The organism is Leucobacter sp. 1207-22 (assembly GCF_052850455.1).
Map to the genome: position 1 here is coordinate 136,613 of NZ_VXCR01000001.1, position 16,802 is coordinate 153,414.

14 protein-coding genes are annotated in these 16,802 nt (G+C 59.5%); 3 read left to right on the forward strand and 11 right to left on the reverse strand.

From position 1 onward, the window contains the following. Positions 1 to 7 precede the first annotated feature (7 nt). From FW756_RS00590 to FW756_RS00605, 4 genes are all read right to left on the reverse strand, one after another. Positions 8 to 2,020 (reverse strand): cell division protein PerM, encoded by a 2,013-nt coding sequence (locus FW756_RS00590; RefSeq protein WP_446428245.1) that lies wholly within the window; start codon positions 2,018 to 2,020, stop codon positions 8 to 10. 109 nt (positions 2,021 to 2,129) lie between these two features. Continuing rightward, entirely contained in the window at positions 2,130 to 3,038 is a 909-nt protein-coding gene (sucD, locus tag FW756_RS00595) for a succinate--CoA ligase subunit alpha (RefSeq protein WP_446428246.1), read from the reverse strand. A gap of 33 nt (positions 3,039 to 3,071) precedes the next feature. Beyond that, positions 3,072 to 4,238, reverse strand: a complete 1,167-nt coding sequence (gene sucC, locus FW756_RS00600) for an ADP-forming succinate--CoA ligase subunit beta (RefSeq protein ID WP_446428247.1) — start codon at positions 4,236 to 4,238, stop codon at positions 3,072 to 3,074. A gap of 121 nt (positions 4,239 to 4,359) precedes the next feature. After that, positions 4,360 to 6,930 (reverse strand): ATP-dependent helicase, encoded by a 2,571-nt coding sequence (locus FW756_RS00605; protein ID WP_446428248.1) that lies wholly within the window; start codon positions 6,928 to 6,930, stop codon positions 4,360 to 4,362. 95 nt (positions 6,931 to 7,025) lie between these two features. On the opposite strand from FW756_RS00605, the gene FW756_RS00610 reads away from it, so the two are divergent. Continuing rightward, entirely contained in the window at positions 7,026 to 8,030 is a 1,005-nt protein-coding gene (locus FW756_RS00610) for an asparaginase (protein WP_446428249.1), read from the forward strand. On the opposite strand, the gene FW756_RS00615 is transcribed toward FW756_RS00610, so the two are convergent. From FW756_RS00615 to hisS, 6 genes are all read right to left on the reverse strand, one after another. Then, a complete protein-coding gene (locus FW756_RS00615) occupies positions 8,020 to 9,021 on the reverse strand; it encodes a glycerophosphodiester phosphodiesterase family protein (protein WP_446428250.1) in 1,002 nt (333 codons plus the stop codon). The genes FW756_RS00610 and FW756_RS00615 overlap by 11 nt on opposite strands. Positions 9,022 to 9,031: 10 nt before the next feature. Continuing rightward, a complete protein-coding gene (locus FW756_RS00620; protein ID WP_446428251.1) occupies positions 9,032 to 10,375 on the reverse strand; it encodes an NAD(P)/FAD-dependent oxidoreductase in 1,344 nt (447 codons plus the stop codon). Between the two features lie 228 nt (positions 10,376 to 10,603). Beyond that, positions 10,604 to 11,086 carry a DUF501 domain-containing protein gene (locus tag FW756_RS00625; RefSeq protein ID WP_188033281.1) on the reverse strand — a complete coding sequence of 161 codons (483 nt, stop codon included), beginning with the start codon at positions 11,084 to 11,086 and terminating at the stop codon, positions 10,604 to 10,606. 91 nt (positions 11,087 to 11,177) lie between these two features. After that, the gene (locus FW756_RS00630; RefSeq protein ID WP_446428252.1) at positions 11,178 to 11,672 is read right to left on the reverse strand and encodes an FtsB family cell division protein; all 495 of its coding nucleotides are present in this window, start codon (positions 11,670 to 11,672) and stop codon (positions 11,178 to 11,180) included. 25 nt (positions 11,673 to 11,697) lie between these two features. After that, on the reverse strand, positions 11,698 to 12,978 hold the full coding sequence (eno, locus tag FW756_RS00635) for a phosphopyruvate hydratase (RefSeq protein WP_446428253.1): 1,281 nt from the start codon (positions 12,976 to 12,978) through the stop codon (positions 11,698 to 11,700). Between the two features lie 179 nt (positions 12,979 to 13,157). After that, entirely contained in the window at positions 13,158 to 14,468 is a 1,311-nt protein-coding gene (hisS, locus tag FW756_RS00640) for a histidine--tRNA ligase (protein ID WP_446428254.1), read from the reverse strand. A gap of 105 nt (positions 14,469 to 14,573) precedes the next feature. On the opposite strand from hisS, the gene FW756_RS00645 reads away from it, so the two are divergent. Then, complete coding sequence (locus FW756_RS00645; RefSeq protein WP_446428255.1) at positions 14,574 to 15,425, forward strand: response regulator transcription factor; 852 nt, start codon at positions 14,574 to 14,576, stop codon at positions 15,423 to 15,425. Between the two features lie 5 nt (positions 15,426 to 15,430). Here the strand turns inward: FW756_RS00645 and FW756_RS00650 are convergent, their stop codons facing one another. Beyond that, on the reverse strand, positions 15,431 to 16,126 hold the full coding sequence (locus tag FW756_RS00650) for a MazG nucleotide pyrophosphohydrolase domain-containing protein (RefSeq protein WP_446428256.1): 696 nt from the start codon (positions 16,124 to 16,126) through the stop codon (positions 15,431 to 15,433). Between the two features lie 134 nt (positions 16,127 to 16,260). On the opposite strand from FW756_RS00650, the gene FW756_RS00655 reads away from it, so the two are divergent. Further along, a complete protein-coding gene (locus tag FW756_RS00655) occupies positions 16,261 to 16,779 on the forward strand; it encodes a hypothetical protein (protein WP_446428257.1) in 519 nt (172 codons plus the stop codon). The last annotated feature ends 23 nt before the right edge of the window (positions 16,780 to 16,802 follow it).

A 16,802-nucleotide genomic window follows, 5' to 3' on the forward strand; every position in this document is an offset into this window, starting at 1 on the left:
TCTCACCCTAGCGCTTCTTCGGGCCTCTTCGCCAACCCCGGGGAGGATGCTCCTCATTTGCAGGCATTTCAGGCTCGGTGTCCCATGCATACGCGGCAAGGGCTGCAGCCTCTTCTGCCTCCTGTTGCGCAGGGCCTGTGACCGGACGTTGCCTTTCGAGTGCAGCTTGAGCCTCAGCGGCAGCTTCTGCCTCACGGTCGTAGAGCGGTGTCTCGCGCGGTGCAGGCATGTCGTCATCAGGACTGACGCCTGTTACCGTCTCAGATACCCCAGCATCACTCGCGATTTCGGGTGAGAAGAACGATGAGCCGAAATCTGTGGTCTCGAGAGACTCTGTCTCGTAGAGGGAATCACCGGGTGCGGTCGCCCCGCTATCGAAATACTCAACCTCAGCGAGTGCTGCATCAACTTCGGCAAGCTCTGCCGCCTGCTTCTCGGCGTATTCACTGAGCGAAATTGGCGCAGGCAGCTCACCGGTTTCCGGATGTTCTGGAGTACGTGTTCCCGCTTCCGAAGCGGCGCCACCTGCAGTCACAGCAGTGCCTACTGGCTCCACTGCAGCAGTGATTGCAGCCGTCTCGTGATCCGCGAATTCGTCATCGTCTGGGAGCACGTCGTTGACTGGAGATGCGGTAGTGACTGGGCCGGTCTCAGGTTGGCCGGCACGGTCGCCGAGGGTCCACCACGGCGTATGACTGCGTGCGGCACGTGCGGCACGCAGCTTCGAGTCAGCGCCGCCAGCCTCGAGCGGATCACTTGCAAGATTTCCAGCGAACTCAGGTTCATGTGTCTTACCCAACAGACCAGCGCTCGCTTGCGCGGTCAGGAGGCCAATCACGCTTCCCACGCCGAGTTCAAGCGCGAGCAACCCACCGACGGCCCAGGCGTTGGGACCTACCTCAGTCAGGCTTCCCGGCCCAATCGAGCCTGACCCCATGGCTGACAGCAAAGCCCAGGTGAGCCCGACCAGCAGTGCAGCGCTGAGTGCAGGGCCAAGGAGTGAAAGCGGAGTCCGCTCGGCGAACCGTCGCATCACGGCATGGCCCACGACAACGCCAAAGATGACCACAATGAGCGGGACGAGTAACCCGAGAGTTCCCCACCCTTCGGGCAATGCAGCAAATAGCGGGAAGGCTGGCAAAACCGCCTCAGGGCTAGCGAATGCGGAGAACCCGCCACCGCTGCCAAGATCGATGCTCGCACCGGTGAGCCAGGCTCCGCCCCAGATCCAGGCCACGGGAAGATACATGAGCTCTGCAATCCAGATGCAAATCGCACCCCAAGCATCAAGCTGCAAGCCCTGCGTAATTGCGATCGCCTCGGCAAACTGACCAAAAAGCGACAGTCCAACGCCGAGTGCTGCGAGCCCTGCGAACCCAGCAAAAAGCAGCGCGGCGATGTACAACGTTTCGTTGAGGCGTGCACCGAAGGAGGCTGCTTGGGGCACACCAAACTCAGCAAGCTGCTTTTCGCTTCGACGCACGAGTGACTGCCAGGTTGCTGGACGGTTCACGCACACGTAGGCAAACGAGCCAACCATCACCCCGCCAATGTAGACGGCTACCGGCATCAAGATGCTGCCGATCATGGGCCAATGTGAGTTCGCCGCAAACTGCGCCATAACGGTGGCAAATGCTGCGAAGCCAAGCCCGCTGCCGATGATCCCGCCGATACCAGCTTCCACTCCACGAGTGGCCCATCGCCACCCCGCACGAACCGCGAGCGCGACAGCGCCAAATGTAATGCCGAGCGGCGCGAGTGACACCGTGAGCTGCAGAGCTTCGTGTGGCAGGCCAAGCGCCGCCATCGTTTCTACGGGAATCTCGAACCCGAGTGGCACAAAGAAAGCAAGCGACCAAAGCGATGCTGCACTCGCAAACACCACGCCAGGGTCTGCGGCAAGATCAAACGCCTGCCACCAGACCAAGAGCGCGCCCAAAACAATCACGACGAACGCGGCGAGCCCTACGGCAAACGCCTCGATCGCCGAAACCACGGCCGTCAGGATGCTTCTCATCATTGTGCGTTGAGTCTATCCGCGGCCTCCGACATCACCGTTCATACGCGCCGAAAATGGATCGGGCCCGGCATCCGTGCGGAATATGCCGAGCCCGATCCCCTGGTGAGGGTTAGCGAGTCATCGCTGCATACACCTCACGCAGCAGGGTTGCGGCTTCAGTGGGGGTCTTGCCCACCTTCACTCCTGCGGCTTCAAGCGCTTCTTTCTTTGCCTGCGCAGTGCCGCTCGAGCCCGACACAATTGCGCCGGCGTGCCCCATCGTCTTTCCTTCAGGGGCGGTGAAGCCCGCGACATAGCCGACCACTGGCTTCGTCACATTCGCCCGAATAAACTCTGCTGCACGTTCTTCGGCGTCGCCACCGATCTCACCGATCATGACAATCGCCTCGGTTTCGGGATCCGCCTCAAACGCGGCAAGCGCATCAATGTGCGTCGTACCGATGATCGGATCACCACCGATGCCAATCGCCGTTGAGAAGCCAAGGTCGCGCAGCTCGTACATCATCTGGTAGGTCAGTGTGCCTGACTTCGAGACGAGACCAATGGGACCTTTGCCAGTGATCGTTGCGGGGATGATGCCAGCGAGCGATTCCCCCGGGGTGATCACGCCAGGACAATTCGGGCCAATAATTCGCGTCTTGCTTCCGGTTGCCTGAGCATGGGCCCACAGTTCAGCCGTATCTTTGACAGGTACGCCCTCAGTAATGATCACGAGCATGCCAATGCCCGCGTCAATGGCTTCGATCGCAGCCTCACGCATGAACTCCGGCGGCACAAACGCGACTGACACATCTGCACCGGTTTCGGCCATCGCCTCGGCAACAGTGCCGTAGACCTGCAGTTCGATCTCGCATCCTTCTGCATACGTGTGTGTGACCGTTGTCCCGGCCTTGCGGGCGTTCACACCGCCGACGATATTCGTGCCTGCCTGCAACATACGCGCTGCGTGCTTCGTTCCTTCGCCACCGGTAATGCCTTGGACGATGACCTTTGAATCTTTATTCAGAAAAATCGACATGTTCTTGCCTCTTTCGGAGTCTTCGGCGGCGGATCAGCGAGCGTTCGCGAGTTCGGCAGCCTTCGCTGCGCCCTCGTCCATCGTGGCTGCCTGAATCACGAGAGGATGATTTGCCTCATTCAGAATTAGGCGCCCCTCTTCGACATTGTTTCCGTCGAGTCGCACAACAAGCGGCTTGTTTGCCGAGTCACCGAGCTTTTCGAGCGCGCCGACGATGCCGTTCGCAACCGCATCGCACGCCGTAATGCCGCCAAAGACGTTGACGAAGACCGATCGAACCTGTTGATCGCTGAGAATAACGTCCAGGCCGTTCGCCATAACCTCGGCTGAAGCGCCTCCCCCGATGTCGAGGAAGTTCGCTGGCTTCACGTTGCCGTGAGCTTCACCGGCATATGCCACGACATCGAGCGTCGACATGACGAGGCCCGCGCCATTTCCAATGACACCGACCTCGCCATCGAGCTTCACATAGTTGAGGTCGAGTTCTTTTGCCTTGCACTCCAGCGGGTTCTCAGCGGCTTTGTCGACATACCCCGCGTGATCTGGCTGACGGAACTCTGCGTTCTCGTCAATGGAGATCTTGCCGTCAAGCGCGATGATGTCGCCTGCACTCGTACGCACGAGAGGGTTCACTTCAACAAGCGTTGCGTCTTCGCCTGAGTAGACCGCATAGAGTCGCTCGAAGACCTGGGCGACCTGTGGAACAAGTTCCTCTGGGAAGTTGGCAGCACGCGCGATCTCCAACGCCTTGACTTCGTTGATGCCCTCGATCGGGCACACCTCTACGCGCGCAAGAGCCTCAGGCTTGGTCTCGGCGAGCTGCTCGATGTCCATGCCGCCTTCGACGCTACACAGCGCGAGATACGAACGGTTCGCACGATCAAGCAGCACGGAGAAGTAATACTCTTCAACGATGTCTGCGCCGGCAGCAACCATGACGCGTTCGACACGGTGGCCTTTGATATCGAGGCCGAGGATTGCCTGCGCTGCTGCGAACGCCTCACCGGGAGTGCGAGCGACCTTGACACCGCCGGCTTTGCCACGTCCGCCGATCTTCACCTGCGCTTTGACGACGACAACACCGCCAAGCTTTTCAGCAGCCGCTCGGGCCTCTTCAGCAGTATCAGCGACAATACCGGCAAGTACCGGCACCCCATATCGCTCAAAGAGGTCTCGTGCCTGGTACTCATACAGATCCACGTAACTGTCCTTAGGTCGTTCGAAAAACAGCTTTTCGAGGCGTCATTGCTCCGACGTCGAAAGGCTCGACTTTGGCCAGCCTAGCAGCGATACACCCGCAGATCACTTATAGAAACGAAACCTATAGCTTCTCGATAGGTGCAAGTTTGACGAGCAGCTTTTTCTCGCCAACCGTTGGAAAATCAACGTGGGCGATCCGCTTGGAACCGCTTCCGCTCATTGACACCACGCGCCCTTCACCGTATTTCGTGTGTTTGACGCGGTCTCCCACAGCGAGTTCAAGATCGCCGTTATCGTGGGTACTACCGCCGATCATGTTCGGGAACCCGCCGCCCGCCTCTTGAGCAGCCTTTGCCTGCGCCTTTCGTTCACGCCACTTATCAAGTGCGGACTGCATATTGCCGCTGGCTGGCTCTGAGATTGCAGCGGATCCAGCACCACCGCGGCCTGAGCTGCCGAACGATACTGCAGAGTCAGCGTTTCGTGACCGGCTCCAGCCTGCAGCCCCACCAGCAGCGCGCGGTGCATTGAGTGCTCGTGATTCGGTGCCGCCACGGCCAGTCACCTCGCCAGGCGACTGTCGCCAGTCAATGAGCCCCTCTGGGATCTCTTGCAAGAACCGTGAAGGCATCGCAACTGCAACGTCACCAAAGGTTGCGCGGGTTGACGCGAGCGTAATGTACAGCTGCTTTCGAGCACGAGTGATGCCGACGTACATCAGTCGCCGCTCCTCATTGATGCCACCGACCTCGTCGACAGACATTTGGTGCGGCAGCAGCCCCTCCTCGACACCGGTGATGAATACAGCGGGGTACTCGAGCCCCTTCGCCGTATGCAGCGTCATGAGTGAAACTGTGCCGCTCTGATCGTCAAGGTCGTCGGCAGCTGCGACAAGGCTCACTTCGGTGAGGAATGCAAGGAGTCCTGCTCCCGGCTGTTGCACATCAAATTCCCGAGCAACTGCAATGAGCTCTTCGAGGTTCTCTGCGCGTGCATCATCTTGCGGATCCCGCTTTGCACGCAGCTTCTCGATCATCTGCGTTTCATCAAGAATCAGTTTCAGCACGTCGCCAACTGGAGCAGGCTTCGCCTCTTCTTCAGGGTTATCGGTTGCGCCGCCGCCGAGTGCCATTCGAGTTGCACGTTGCAAGAGCTCTGCAAGAGCCAGAATCGTCCCGCGCAGCTTTGGCCCGAGTCCTGGTACTTCGTCAGCGTGCAACATGGCCTCATGGAAGTTCAGTCCGTTGTCTTCCTGGAAGTTCGCGAGGTGCGCTTCTGCCATTGGCCCGATGCCCCGCTTGGGCGCCCCAAGCATACGTGACCACGAGATCGGGTCATACGGGTTCGCAACAGTTGTCAGGTACGCCATTGCGTCCTTGATCTCTGCGCGCTCGTAGAACTTCGTACCGCCGAGAATGCGGTACGGAATCGCTGATCGGATGAACAGTTCCTCAAGCGCACGAGTCTGAGAGTTCGTGCGATAAAACACTGCAATGTCGCCATATGCATGGCCATCGCCACGAAGCGTCTCGATCTCGTCAGCGACAAATCTGGCCTCGTCATGCTGCGAATACCCAGTAAACCCGATAATTTTCGGGCCGTCGCCCTCTGCCGTCCACAGACGCTTTTCTTGGCGGTCGAAGTTATTGCCAATGACCGCGTTTGCCGCAGACAGGATGTTTTGAGTCGAACGATAGTTCTGCTCAAGTTTGACAACCTCTGCACCGAGATAGTCGCGTTCAAACTCAACGATGTTTCGAATGTCTGCACCGCGGAACGCGTAGATCGACTGGTCGGAATCACCAACGACCGTCAAGCTCGCGGCCGGAATCTGGCCGCTCCCATCAACTTCTGCTGCACGCGCAGGAGGGGCAAGTCGTTGCACCTGTTCAGCCGCTACCGGTTTTGTCAGTTCGCGGATGAGAGAGTACTGCGCATGGTTCGTATCTTGGTACTCGTCAACAAGAATGTGACGGAAACGTCGCTGATATATCGCGGCGATCTCTGGATGTGATCGGAAAAGCTGTACCGTCTGGCCAATCAGATCATCGAAGTCAAACGCGTTTGCGCGGCGCAACTCATTTTCGTACGCAGTGAAAATCTCAGTAAAAATACGGTCTCGCGGGTCGCTCATGTTTGCTGAAGCGCCATACGTGCGCGCGTCAGTAAGCTCATTCTTCAGCCGTGAGATTTTCGAACCGGCATTCGCTGGCGTAAAGCCATAGGTATCTGCGTCAAGCTCTTTAATGATGCGCTTCAGCAGTGCTCTGGAATCAGCGGAGTCGTAGATGGTGAACCCAGACACATACCCGAAGTGCTCAGCCTCACGACGCAGAATACGAACGCACGCAGAGTGGAACGTTGACACCCACATACCCTGGGCGCCTTCACCGAGGAGTGTCTCGATGCGTTCGCGCATCTCAGCAGCTGCTTTGTTCGTGAACGTGATCGCAAGAATTTGGCTTGGCCACGCTTCCCGCTCACGAATCAGGTGCGCAATACGATGCGTCAGCACACGAGTCTTGCCTGAGCCCGCACCCGCGACGATGAGCAGTGCCGGGCCACGCGCGACCACAGCGCGCATCTGCTCGGGATTCAGCCCATCGAGCAAGGCGTCACCGCCAGCGCTCGCCCCCTGCGAAGACGATGCGAACGGAACACCAGACGGATCAAGCAGCTCAAATTCACTCATTGTGGTTCTCAGTTTAGGTGGCACCACCGACATCCGGGTGAGCAACGGTCAACACACCGCTCGCGTTTGCCTCCGGATACGAGAGAATAGGGGGCATGCATACCGCGCCCGAAGAACTCCCCACGATTCTGATCTTTGCCACCGGCGGAACGATCGGCATGCGGGAGACTTCCTCAGGGCTTGCGCCAGATCCTGACTTCCCAGAGGTACTTGAAGAACTCGCAGGTGCGATTGCCGCGCCACTGGGCATTCAAGTGCGCATCAATCATCTTCAGCCAGCGATCGACAGCGCAAACGCTGATGCTGAGACAGCCCCAAAGATTGCTCGCGCGATCCGGGCCCGCGTCGGTGCAATGCGGCCACGCGGGGTCGTTGTCACTCACGGCACCGACACACTCGCATATACGGCTTCGCGTCTCGCATTCGAGCTCTCAGATCTCGGCACACCGGTTGTGCTCACTGGCAGCCAGCTCGCGCACGGCGCAGCGAACACTGACGCGGCAGACAATCTCCGTCTTGCGATCCGCGTCGCCGCAAAAGCCGGTCGGCAAGCACCAGTCACGGTCGCGTTCGGCGGCGCAATCCTGCCTGCGGTACGCGCCACAAAGTCTGACGCCGAAGCGTTCGAGGCATTCCGGGCAGAACGCACGCTTGATCCCAATACTGCTGGCGTTCCGCCGATCCGTCCAGAAGCAGATGGGCGTGAGCCCGCGCGCGTACTGAGTTACCGGTTCACGCCCGGCGTCACCCCTGCCGACCTGACCGCTGCGGTTGGCGCGGATCCCGACGCGCTCGTACTCGAATGCTATGGCGCGGGGAACGCACCAACGTCGAGGCACGGCATGCGGGACGCGATCCGCGCCATTGCTGATCGAATGCCCGTCGTTGCAATCACCCAGTGCGCGCAAGGAACTGCACAGCTCGGCCGCTATGCAGTTGGCTCCGAGCTGGCGACAGCTGGCGTTATCGACGGCGGTGACCTCACGATTGAGGCCGCAATCGCAAAGCTCGGGTACCTACTCGATGCGGGCTATGCAGCAGACGAAGTCAAGACACTCATGCCGGTAAACCTTGCTGGTGAAATGAGCGCTAGCGCCTAAGCTCGTCTCGCGCTGCGAGTGCGAGGTCCGGATGATCGGCAAAAACGCCGTCCAAGCCTGAACGCATCAGCAACGAGAATTCCCGTCGCCAGTGACCGTGTGCGGCCTTGCCACCTCGACGGCTGAAACGCGGGTGCAGGAAAACGTTTTCAGGACGCAGCGTCCACGTGAATACGAGCAGATTGCGTCGATGCGCGCGTCGAACTACGGAACTCACCCGTACTCCCCCGAACATCTTTCGCTTCAGCAGTGACTTTTTATCAAGGCTGATGCCGTCTACCTGCGTACCGAGATACTTCAAACCGCGACGAGTGGAGTACCAACGGAATGACCGGCCTGTCGGGTCATCTGCTGGAAAGCCACGATCCTCGGTGAGGAATACCAGTTTTGCGCCGAACCCCCGCAGGTCAGTCAGCCCTCGCAAGACACCGAGTTCGAAGCATTCAAACGTTATGCGGTTCATACGATCCGCCCATCCCGTTGCTGCAAGTTCTGCACGCACGAGGGCGCCAAGGTCATACCCACACGTCAAGAAATACGCTGCGTGCTTGATTTCAATGACCAGGTCAACGTAGCGGCCGCGTCGCGAGCTCTCCTGATCAACAATGCGCAAGAGATCACGCAGCCTCAGCATTGGCTCAGAGCCGTTGAAGTCGCGGTTGGCTGGGCGCGTCTTTGGTAACCGTTCGACGCAACGAAGCGTGCTGAGCTCTGCCCAGGTGAAATCTTCAGTGAACCAACCGGTCAGACGCTCGCCGTCAATTGTCTTTGTGCAACGGCGATGAGCAAACTCAGGACGCGATGCGACGTCAGTAGTGCCAGAGATCTCGTTCTCGTGCCGAACGACCAAGACGCCGTCGCTCGTAGCGACGACGTCTGGTTCAACGGCGTCCGCCCCGAGCTCACATGCGAGTCGATATGACGACTCCGTGTGCTCGGGGCGGTAACCGGGTGCGCCACGGTGACCGATCACAATCGGACGGGTCACCATGACGGACTACTTACTCTGCAGCCGGCTTGGGGCGGCTTGCGAACTCTTCAAAGATCGCACGCGGCTCCTGCGTTGCCTCGAGCGAAACGATGTCGCGGCCGAGGAAGAAGTGGCTGATCCAGCCACCGAATACACGCCACTTGCGCTCCCAAGTCGGGATTGCGAGGCCGTGGTAGAAGCGGTGTGCGAGCCATGCGAAGTAGCCCTTCAGTGCGAAGCCGCCACCCGACTTGAACACACCAGTGTTCATGCCGAGACCTGCAACTGCACCAGCGTTCTTGTGGTTGTACTCACGTACACCCTCGCCGCGGAGCGAAGCGACAATGTTCTTCGCGAGCAGGCGGCCCTGGCGAACTGCGTGCTGTGCGTTCGGAACGCAGAAGCCGCCGGGGCCAGGGGTCGACGAGATGTCAGGGGTCTGCGAGGTATCACCCGCGGTCCAAGCGCCTGCAACAACTTCGCCCTCTTCGGTGGTGACCTGAAGAGTGGGGCTGCCGATGACGTGGCCACGTGCGCCGATGGGGAGATCGGTGCCGCGGAGGAACGGACGGGGCATAACGCCTGCGGTCCAGACGATGAGGTCCGACTCGTAGTTCTCACCGGTCGAGAGCTGCATGTGGCCGCCCTCAGCCGACTGAAGCTGGGTGTTGAGGTGGATGTCAACGCCGCGACGGGTCTGGTCCTGGACTACCCAGTCAGCAAGCTTCTCGGTGACCTCGGGCATGATGCGGCCCATTGCCTCAACGAGGTGGAACTTGGTCTCGTCAAACGAGATCTCAGGGTAACGACGCAGCAGCGAAGTCGCGAACGAGCGAAGCTCAGAAACGCTCTCGATGCCAGCGAAGCCGCCGCCAACAACGGTGACGGTCAGCAGGCGTGCGCGCTCTGCCGAGTCCTTCGGGAGCTGAGCTGCGAGGCCGAAGTTGCGAACCATGCGGTCGCGAACGTATACAGCTTCTTCAATCGTCTTCATGCCGATTGCGTTGTCTGCGATGCCCGGGATCGGGAAGGTACGCGAAACCGAACCAGTGGTGATGACGATCTCGTCGTACGCGAAGTCGTACGCCTCACCGTTGTTCGGGGTGATCGTAGCGGTCTTGGTTGCGTGCGAGATGCCCGTAACCTTGCCAGCGATCTCCTGAGTCTTGCTCAGGTGACGACGGCGAGCCACTACCGCGTGACGCGGCTCGATCGAACCAGCTGCTACCTCGGGGAGGAAGGGCAGGTATGCCATGTACGGCAGCGGATCGACGATCGTTACCTCGGCCTCACCGGCGCGCAGAAGCCCTTCGAGCTTCCATGCAGTGTAAAAACCGGCGTAGCCACCGCCAACGATCAGAATCTTCTTCGACACGAAGCAGTCTCCTTGATGCTGTGAGCACGTTCAAACCCGCGTTTTCACGCGGGTGTATTTTTCAGACGAAGCGGGCGCGATAATACGCCCAACACCACCAACTGTACCCGGAAAAATGCAGTGAGGAGCGTATTCCTCAGAAATACCGGGCAAAACGGACGATTCTGCGAAATTAATGCCCGCTTTCGGAGCTTTTCGCTGATTTTGCGACCGCAGACCAAGCGCAGATTAGTGCGAGATCCCCGAACGCTCGAGTGCGAGGTCACCAATGGGGTTGACACCGGGGCCAGCTGCGAGTGCGTGACCCATCAGGGCATGCAGGCACTTTACGCGGACCGGCATGCCGCCGGAACTGATTCCTGCGATCTCTGGCACCTCACCGATGCTGTCGCGATCCGCCACGAACTGCTCGTGTGCACGCTGATATGCCGCACGCAATTCTTCATCTTCTGCAAGCATTTCGTTGTATTCGTTCATGACGCCGGCAGCCTCGAGACGCGATGCCGCGGCAACGATCTCTGGATGGCATAGGTAATAGAACGTTGGGAACGGTGATCCATCAGGCAGGCGTGGCGAAGTCGCTACGACCGCAGGGGTTCCGTCCGCGGTTCGTGCGGCGATGCCGACAACACCTCGCGCCTCGCGGCCGAGCTGTTCGCTCACAATCGCGATTTCCTCAGCGGTGGGAGCTTCGTAAGGGGGGCGAGGCATGTTGCTTCTCCTGTTGTCTCATTAAGTGTGCGCGAAAACTTTTCGCGGCTATGCGGGAGCGGGCGTAGCTGTGCTGCTACCGTGCGTGCCACTACTCGGCTGATGTGTCTTCGGCTGGCGCATCCTGCTGCGGAGTTTCTCCACCCGCAGTGGCAGCTTGCTCTGGATCCTCTGCCATGCCAGCAATAAGGAAGGTGGACGCAAACTCACGCGCCCAGTTTGTTTTGGTCTCCGTAAGTGTCGACTCAGTTTCTTCATCAGACTCTGCGGGAATGAGCACGTCATCGATCACGCTGAGCTGGGTCTCACCCGGCATCACGTAGAGCAGTCGGTCGCGAGCCTGCGACCTCACGTACGCCGGGTCCTTCCAACGAGCACGCTCTGCGTCAATTTCTTCCACGGCAGTTCGATGCTCTTCAACACTCGCGCGAAGCTGCGCGAGCTCACGCTGCTGTTGCACAAACGTCGTGATATTTGGGCTCAGCATGACCGCGCCGAGCACCAAAACGACAACGGCGAGCACAGTGACACCACTGACACGCAGACTCGACACCCATGCCGAAAAATCTGCGGTCCAGCGCTTCACTGTGCTCGCCCTTATCTAGCGCTATTTACGCCTGGAAGCGCGGGAATGCCGCGCGACCCGCGTAACGAGCTGCATCGCCGAGCTCTTCTTCGATGCGAAGGAGCTGGTTGTACTTTGCAACACGGTCTGAACGTGCCGGTGCACCGGTCTTGATCTGACCGCAATCGGTTGCAACCGCGAGGTCTGCAATCGTGACGTCCTCAGTCTCACCTGAACGGTGCGACATGACTGCGGTGTATCCCGCACGCTGAGCCATCTGCACAGCGTCGAAGGTCTCAGTGAGGGTACCGATCTGGTTTACCTTCACAAGAATCGAGTTTGCGGTGCCCTGTGCAATGCCGTCTGCGAGACGTGCAGGGTTGGTGACGAAGAGATCATCGCCGACCAGCTGCACCTTGTCGCCGAGATCGTCAGTGAGGGTCTTCCAGCCCTCCCAGTCGTCCTCTGCGAGGGGGTCCTCGATCGAGACGAGGGGGTACTTGGCCATGAGGTCTGCGTAGTACGCCGACATCTCAGCAGCGGTACGGGTCTTGCCTTCAAAGGTGTACACGCCGTCAGCAAAGAATTCAGTCGATGCAACGTCGAGCGCAAGCGCGATGTCACGGCCGGGCTCGAAGCCAGCACGCTTGATTGCCTCGACAATGAGGTCAAGAGCAATCGCGTTGCTGGGGAGGTCAGGAGCGAAGCCACCCTCGTCACCAAGCGCGGTATTGAGACCCTTTTCCTTCAGGAGTGCCTTGAGTGCGTGGTACACCTCGACGCCCCAGCGGAGGCCCTCCGAGAAGCTTTCAGCGCCGAGGGGCACTGCCATGAATTCCTGGATGTCAACACCGGTGTCAGCGTGTGCGCCGCCGTTGATGATGTTCATCATCGGAACGGGGAGCGTGCATGCGGTGGGGCCACCGAGGTAGCGGTACAGGGGAAGCTGAGCCGAGTCAGCAGCAGCGTGTGCAACAGCAAGGCTCACACCAAGAATGGCGTTTGCGCCAACGCGGCTCTTGTTGTCAGTGCCGTCTGCCTCCATGAGCGCAGCGTCAACGAGACGCTGGTCGTCAGCAGGGATGCCCTCAACTGCGGGTGCGAGCTCCTCGAAGACCGCGTCTACAGCCTTGAGCACACCCTTGCCGAGGTAGCGATCCTTGTCGCCATCGCGCAGCTCATATGCTTCGAATGCACCGGTCGATGCGCCCGACGGGACCGCTGCGCGGCCTACCGAGTCGTCGCTGAGACCAACCTCAACCTCAACAGTCGGGTTGCCGCGCGAATCCAGAATCTCGCGCGCAATCACTGCGTCGATGTATGCCACCATGTGCTCCTCGTAATGTGTGCCAGTGCGTGGGGGTGCGCCATTCGTAGATGTCGAATGGCGCGAAAAGTAGGTGCGGGCGGTCGCCCACGGGAACCAGTTTACGGTGTCTGGCGGGAAAGCTCTGCTGAAGTTGGCTGGGGCTTTCCCGCAAGCACTGTTTTCACTGGTGATCGGAACTATTTTCCGAGTGCGCGGATCTCGAGTTCATCGACACGCGTCAGGCCGGGCCGCACGTTTGCCATGCTGACGAAGCCTTCGTCAATGACACGTGCCAGCAACGTCTTCATATTCTTTTGACGCTTCTCCAGCCGAACACGATGGCCGCGTGCGACAAGCTCTCGCTTCAATTCCACCAGGTCTGCAAAAGTGACGTCTGCGTCATAGACGAGCACCATCGCTTCTGGCCCAACCTGTTCAGGCAGGGTGATGAGATCAACGACACGCTCGAAGCCGATCGAGAATCCCACAGCAGGAACGTCCTGGCCGAGGAACCGTCCAACCATGCCGTCATAGCGACCACCGCCACCAACCGAGCTACCAGAGCCAGGGTGCGCGACTTCAAAGATCGTGCCGGTGTAGTACCCCATACCGCGAACAAGGGTCGGGTCGAAACGCACCTCAACCCCAGCAGGAAGACCGTCAGCAAGCGCGTCACCGAGGTCAGCGAGGTTGTCGATTCCCGCAGCTGCGCGCGCGTTTGCCGTTACACCTGGGAGCACCGCTTCGATGGCGGATCGCGACAGGACGATGCCGTCGCCAGCCAGCGCCGGCTCAACAGCTGCGAGGACTTCGCCAATCCGGTCAGCAGCAGCTGCATCAATGTCGCGCAGCTCTTCAACAACGCCAGAGGCACCGATCTTGTCGAGCTTGTCGATCGTAATGAGTGCGCTGTCGTGCGTCTCGGCTGCGAAACCGCAGAACTCGAGCAAGCCGAAGAGAATGCGCCGATCGTTCATACGAATGATGCAGCCTTCGAGCCCGAGCGCAGCAAGCGCCTGCGAGGTCGCAGTGACGAGTTCAATCTCTGCGAGCTGACCAGCTTCGCCGATGATGTCAATGTCTGCCTGCACAAACTGGCGGTAGCGACCCTTCTGCGGTCGTTCTGCGCGCCACACTGGAGCGATCTGGATCGAGCGGAAAACCGGCGGCAGTTCCGCACGGTGGCTTGCATAGAAACGAGTGAGCGGGACAGTGAGATCAAAACGCATACCGAGGTCAGCGAGCTGATCTGGGTCGCCTGCGGCAGCTGCTGCCGCGAGCGCCTCTGGCTTGATTGCGCGCTTCATGATCGAGAAGCTGAGCTTCTCGTTGTCTCCGCCAAGGCCAGCATGCAGTCGTCCCCAGTCCTCCATCACGGGGGTTTCGATCTCGTCGAAACCGTGCGCGCGATACACACCCTTAATAACGCTGAGCGCATGCTCACGTCGGGCCTTATCGGTGGGGAGGAAGTCGCGCATGCCGCGCGGTGGGTTCACCTGTGATGCCATGTCTGCCATTCTTTCATGTTCTGCGTTGATTCTGCGCACCACAGCCCTTCCATCACCCCGCGGGGTGCGGCTAGCATGAGATACCTCCGTAAGTTGGGAGTTCCGATGACGCGACTCACAGACCCCGCCGCACAGCGCACCCTCGAAGACGCCGTGGCGGCATTCGCCGACGCCACACGATTCCCCATTGCCTTCGGCGGGTATGAGCATGACGGGGCAACAACAGTTACAGCCGCCACCGGTCACCGCACCTCCGAGATTCACGGGCTCCGAGTGCAATTGCTTCGCGGCCTTGGTGGTCGCGCAATGAGTGAGCTCAGACCACGCTTTGCGGTGAACTATGCCGCCGCGCGAAACATCACACACGACTACGATTCTGAGATCCTTGGCGAAGGCATCGTCACTTTATTTGCGATGCCGGTTGTGCTCGGCGAGACGGCGCGAGCGGTGCTGTACGGGGGTACACGTGGCGAGGCTCCCCCGTCTCCTTCTTTTGTGCAGGCCGCGGCTGCTATCGCGACCGAATTTGCAACAGAGATACGCGTACAGGACCGCGTAGTGAAGCGACTCGGAGAACTACAGGACGGGAACGGCTCAGCATTTCCGCTTCCCGGAACCGTACAGGAAGACCTTCGGCGTGTACACGCTGACCTGCGTGGGCTGTCCTCTGAAATCGCGGATCCGCACATTCGTGAACGACTCATCGCGCTCGAAGATCGCATCTCAGCAATTGGACGGCCCGCAGCGTTCCACGAGGAATCAGTCCGTCTTTCACGTCGTGAGACAGATGTCGTTGCGCACGCAGCTCTCGGCCAGACAAATGCAGAGATTGGGCAGTCGCTGAACCTCGCTGAGAGCACAGTGAAGAGCTATCTCAACACCGCGATGTCGAAGCTTGACGCGTCAACGAGGCATGCTGCGGTCATTGAAGCACGCCGCCTCGGCCTTATTCTGTAGCGACTTCAGAGATTGTTTGTTTCTGCGGCAGCGAGCCGTTCCGCCGCAAACGCATTGGTTGCGACGCGAAGCGCGCGGTCTGGGTCAACCCCCGCACGGTTCGCCTCTAGCACGAGCGCGAGAAGATCCGCACCGATCTCGGCCTCACTACGTTCGTTGGCCACGGATCGCGCCTCCTCCAGCGCACCAGCGCGCTTGAGCCGTTCGATGACCTTTGCGCTGCGGGCAAGCGTGGGCATGCCTACGGGGATGCCGTCGAGCGCACCGCGACTTCCTCTAGCTTCACCGGCAGCGTCTTCTTTGAGCCGCTCCCATTCAGCGTTGAGTTCCTCAACAGACATGAAGCCGCGTTCACCGAAGACATGGGGATGACGGGCGATGAGCTTTGCGTTGAGCCCTGCGGCTACCGATGCGAGGTCGTACCCTTCCTCGTCTCGTTCGGCAAGAACTGAGTGAAACAGGACCTGATACAGCACGTCACCGAGCTCAGCGCTCACCTCTGCTGCAGGGAGCTTCCGCTCGATGGCGTCAACAAACTCAGCGGTTTCTTCGATGAGATACGGTGTCAACGTCTCATGGGTCTGCACTCCGTGCCATGCACAGCCACCCTCGTTCACCATCGTGCGCACTGTCTCATATGTTTCGAGGACAGCCTGCATCGTATTAGTTGATTTTCCCGGGTGTTCTGCTCCAGAGGCCATGCAAATACTGTATCTCCCCTCTAAAGACATTTGGAGTGATTCATGCGTTGGATTTACAGGCGAAGCGCGCCCAATACACTGTTTACGCACAGCGCAAGCTTCGAAGATGCTGTGCACTGAAGGGATATATTTTCATGACTTTTTCGATTCGTCGCGCATCATTCGCAGTCGCCGCAGTAGGCCTCTCGCTCGGTCTCGTATCGTGTGCTGGCGGCCAGAGCGTCGCTGCAGCGTGCGAGGTCGCAAACGACACCATGACTACTGCAACTGAGACTTTCAACGCCGACGCACAGGCATTCCTCACCGATGCAATGAGCGGCAAGGAGGTCGACGCAAAGGCTGCTTTCGCGCCGATGATTACCGCTCTTGAGGAGACCCAGTCGAAGGTTACCAATGAAAAGGTAAAGGAGCCCCTCGATAACTTCGTCGCCGAGTTCAGCTCGATGGCTGACGCAATCGGCTCGGTTGATATGTCGGGCTTCGCAGCGCTGCAGAACGCTGACATGAGCGACCCCGCAAAGGTTGAGGAGCTCCAGGCGAAGTCGCTTGAGCTGCAGGAGCAGTCGGCAGAGCTTACCGCCGATCTCCAGGAGCGTTCAGAGAAGCTGATGAAGGCAGCCGAGGCTCTCGGCTCGGTCTGCTCGGCAGGCTAATCTCACCACGCCAACGCGTATCA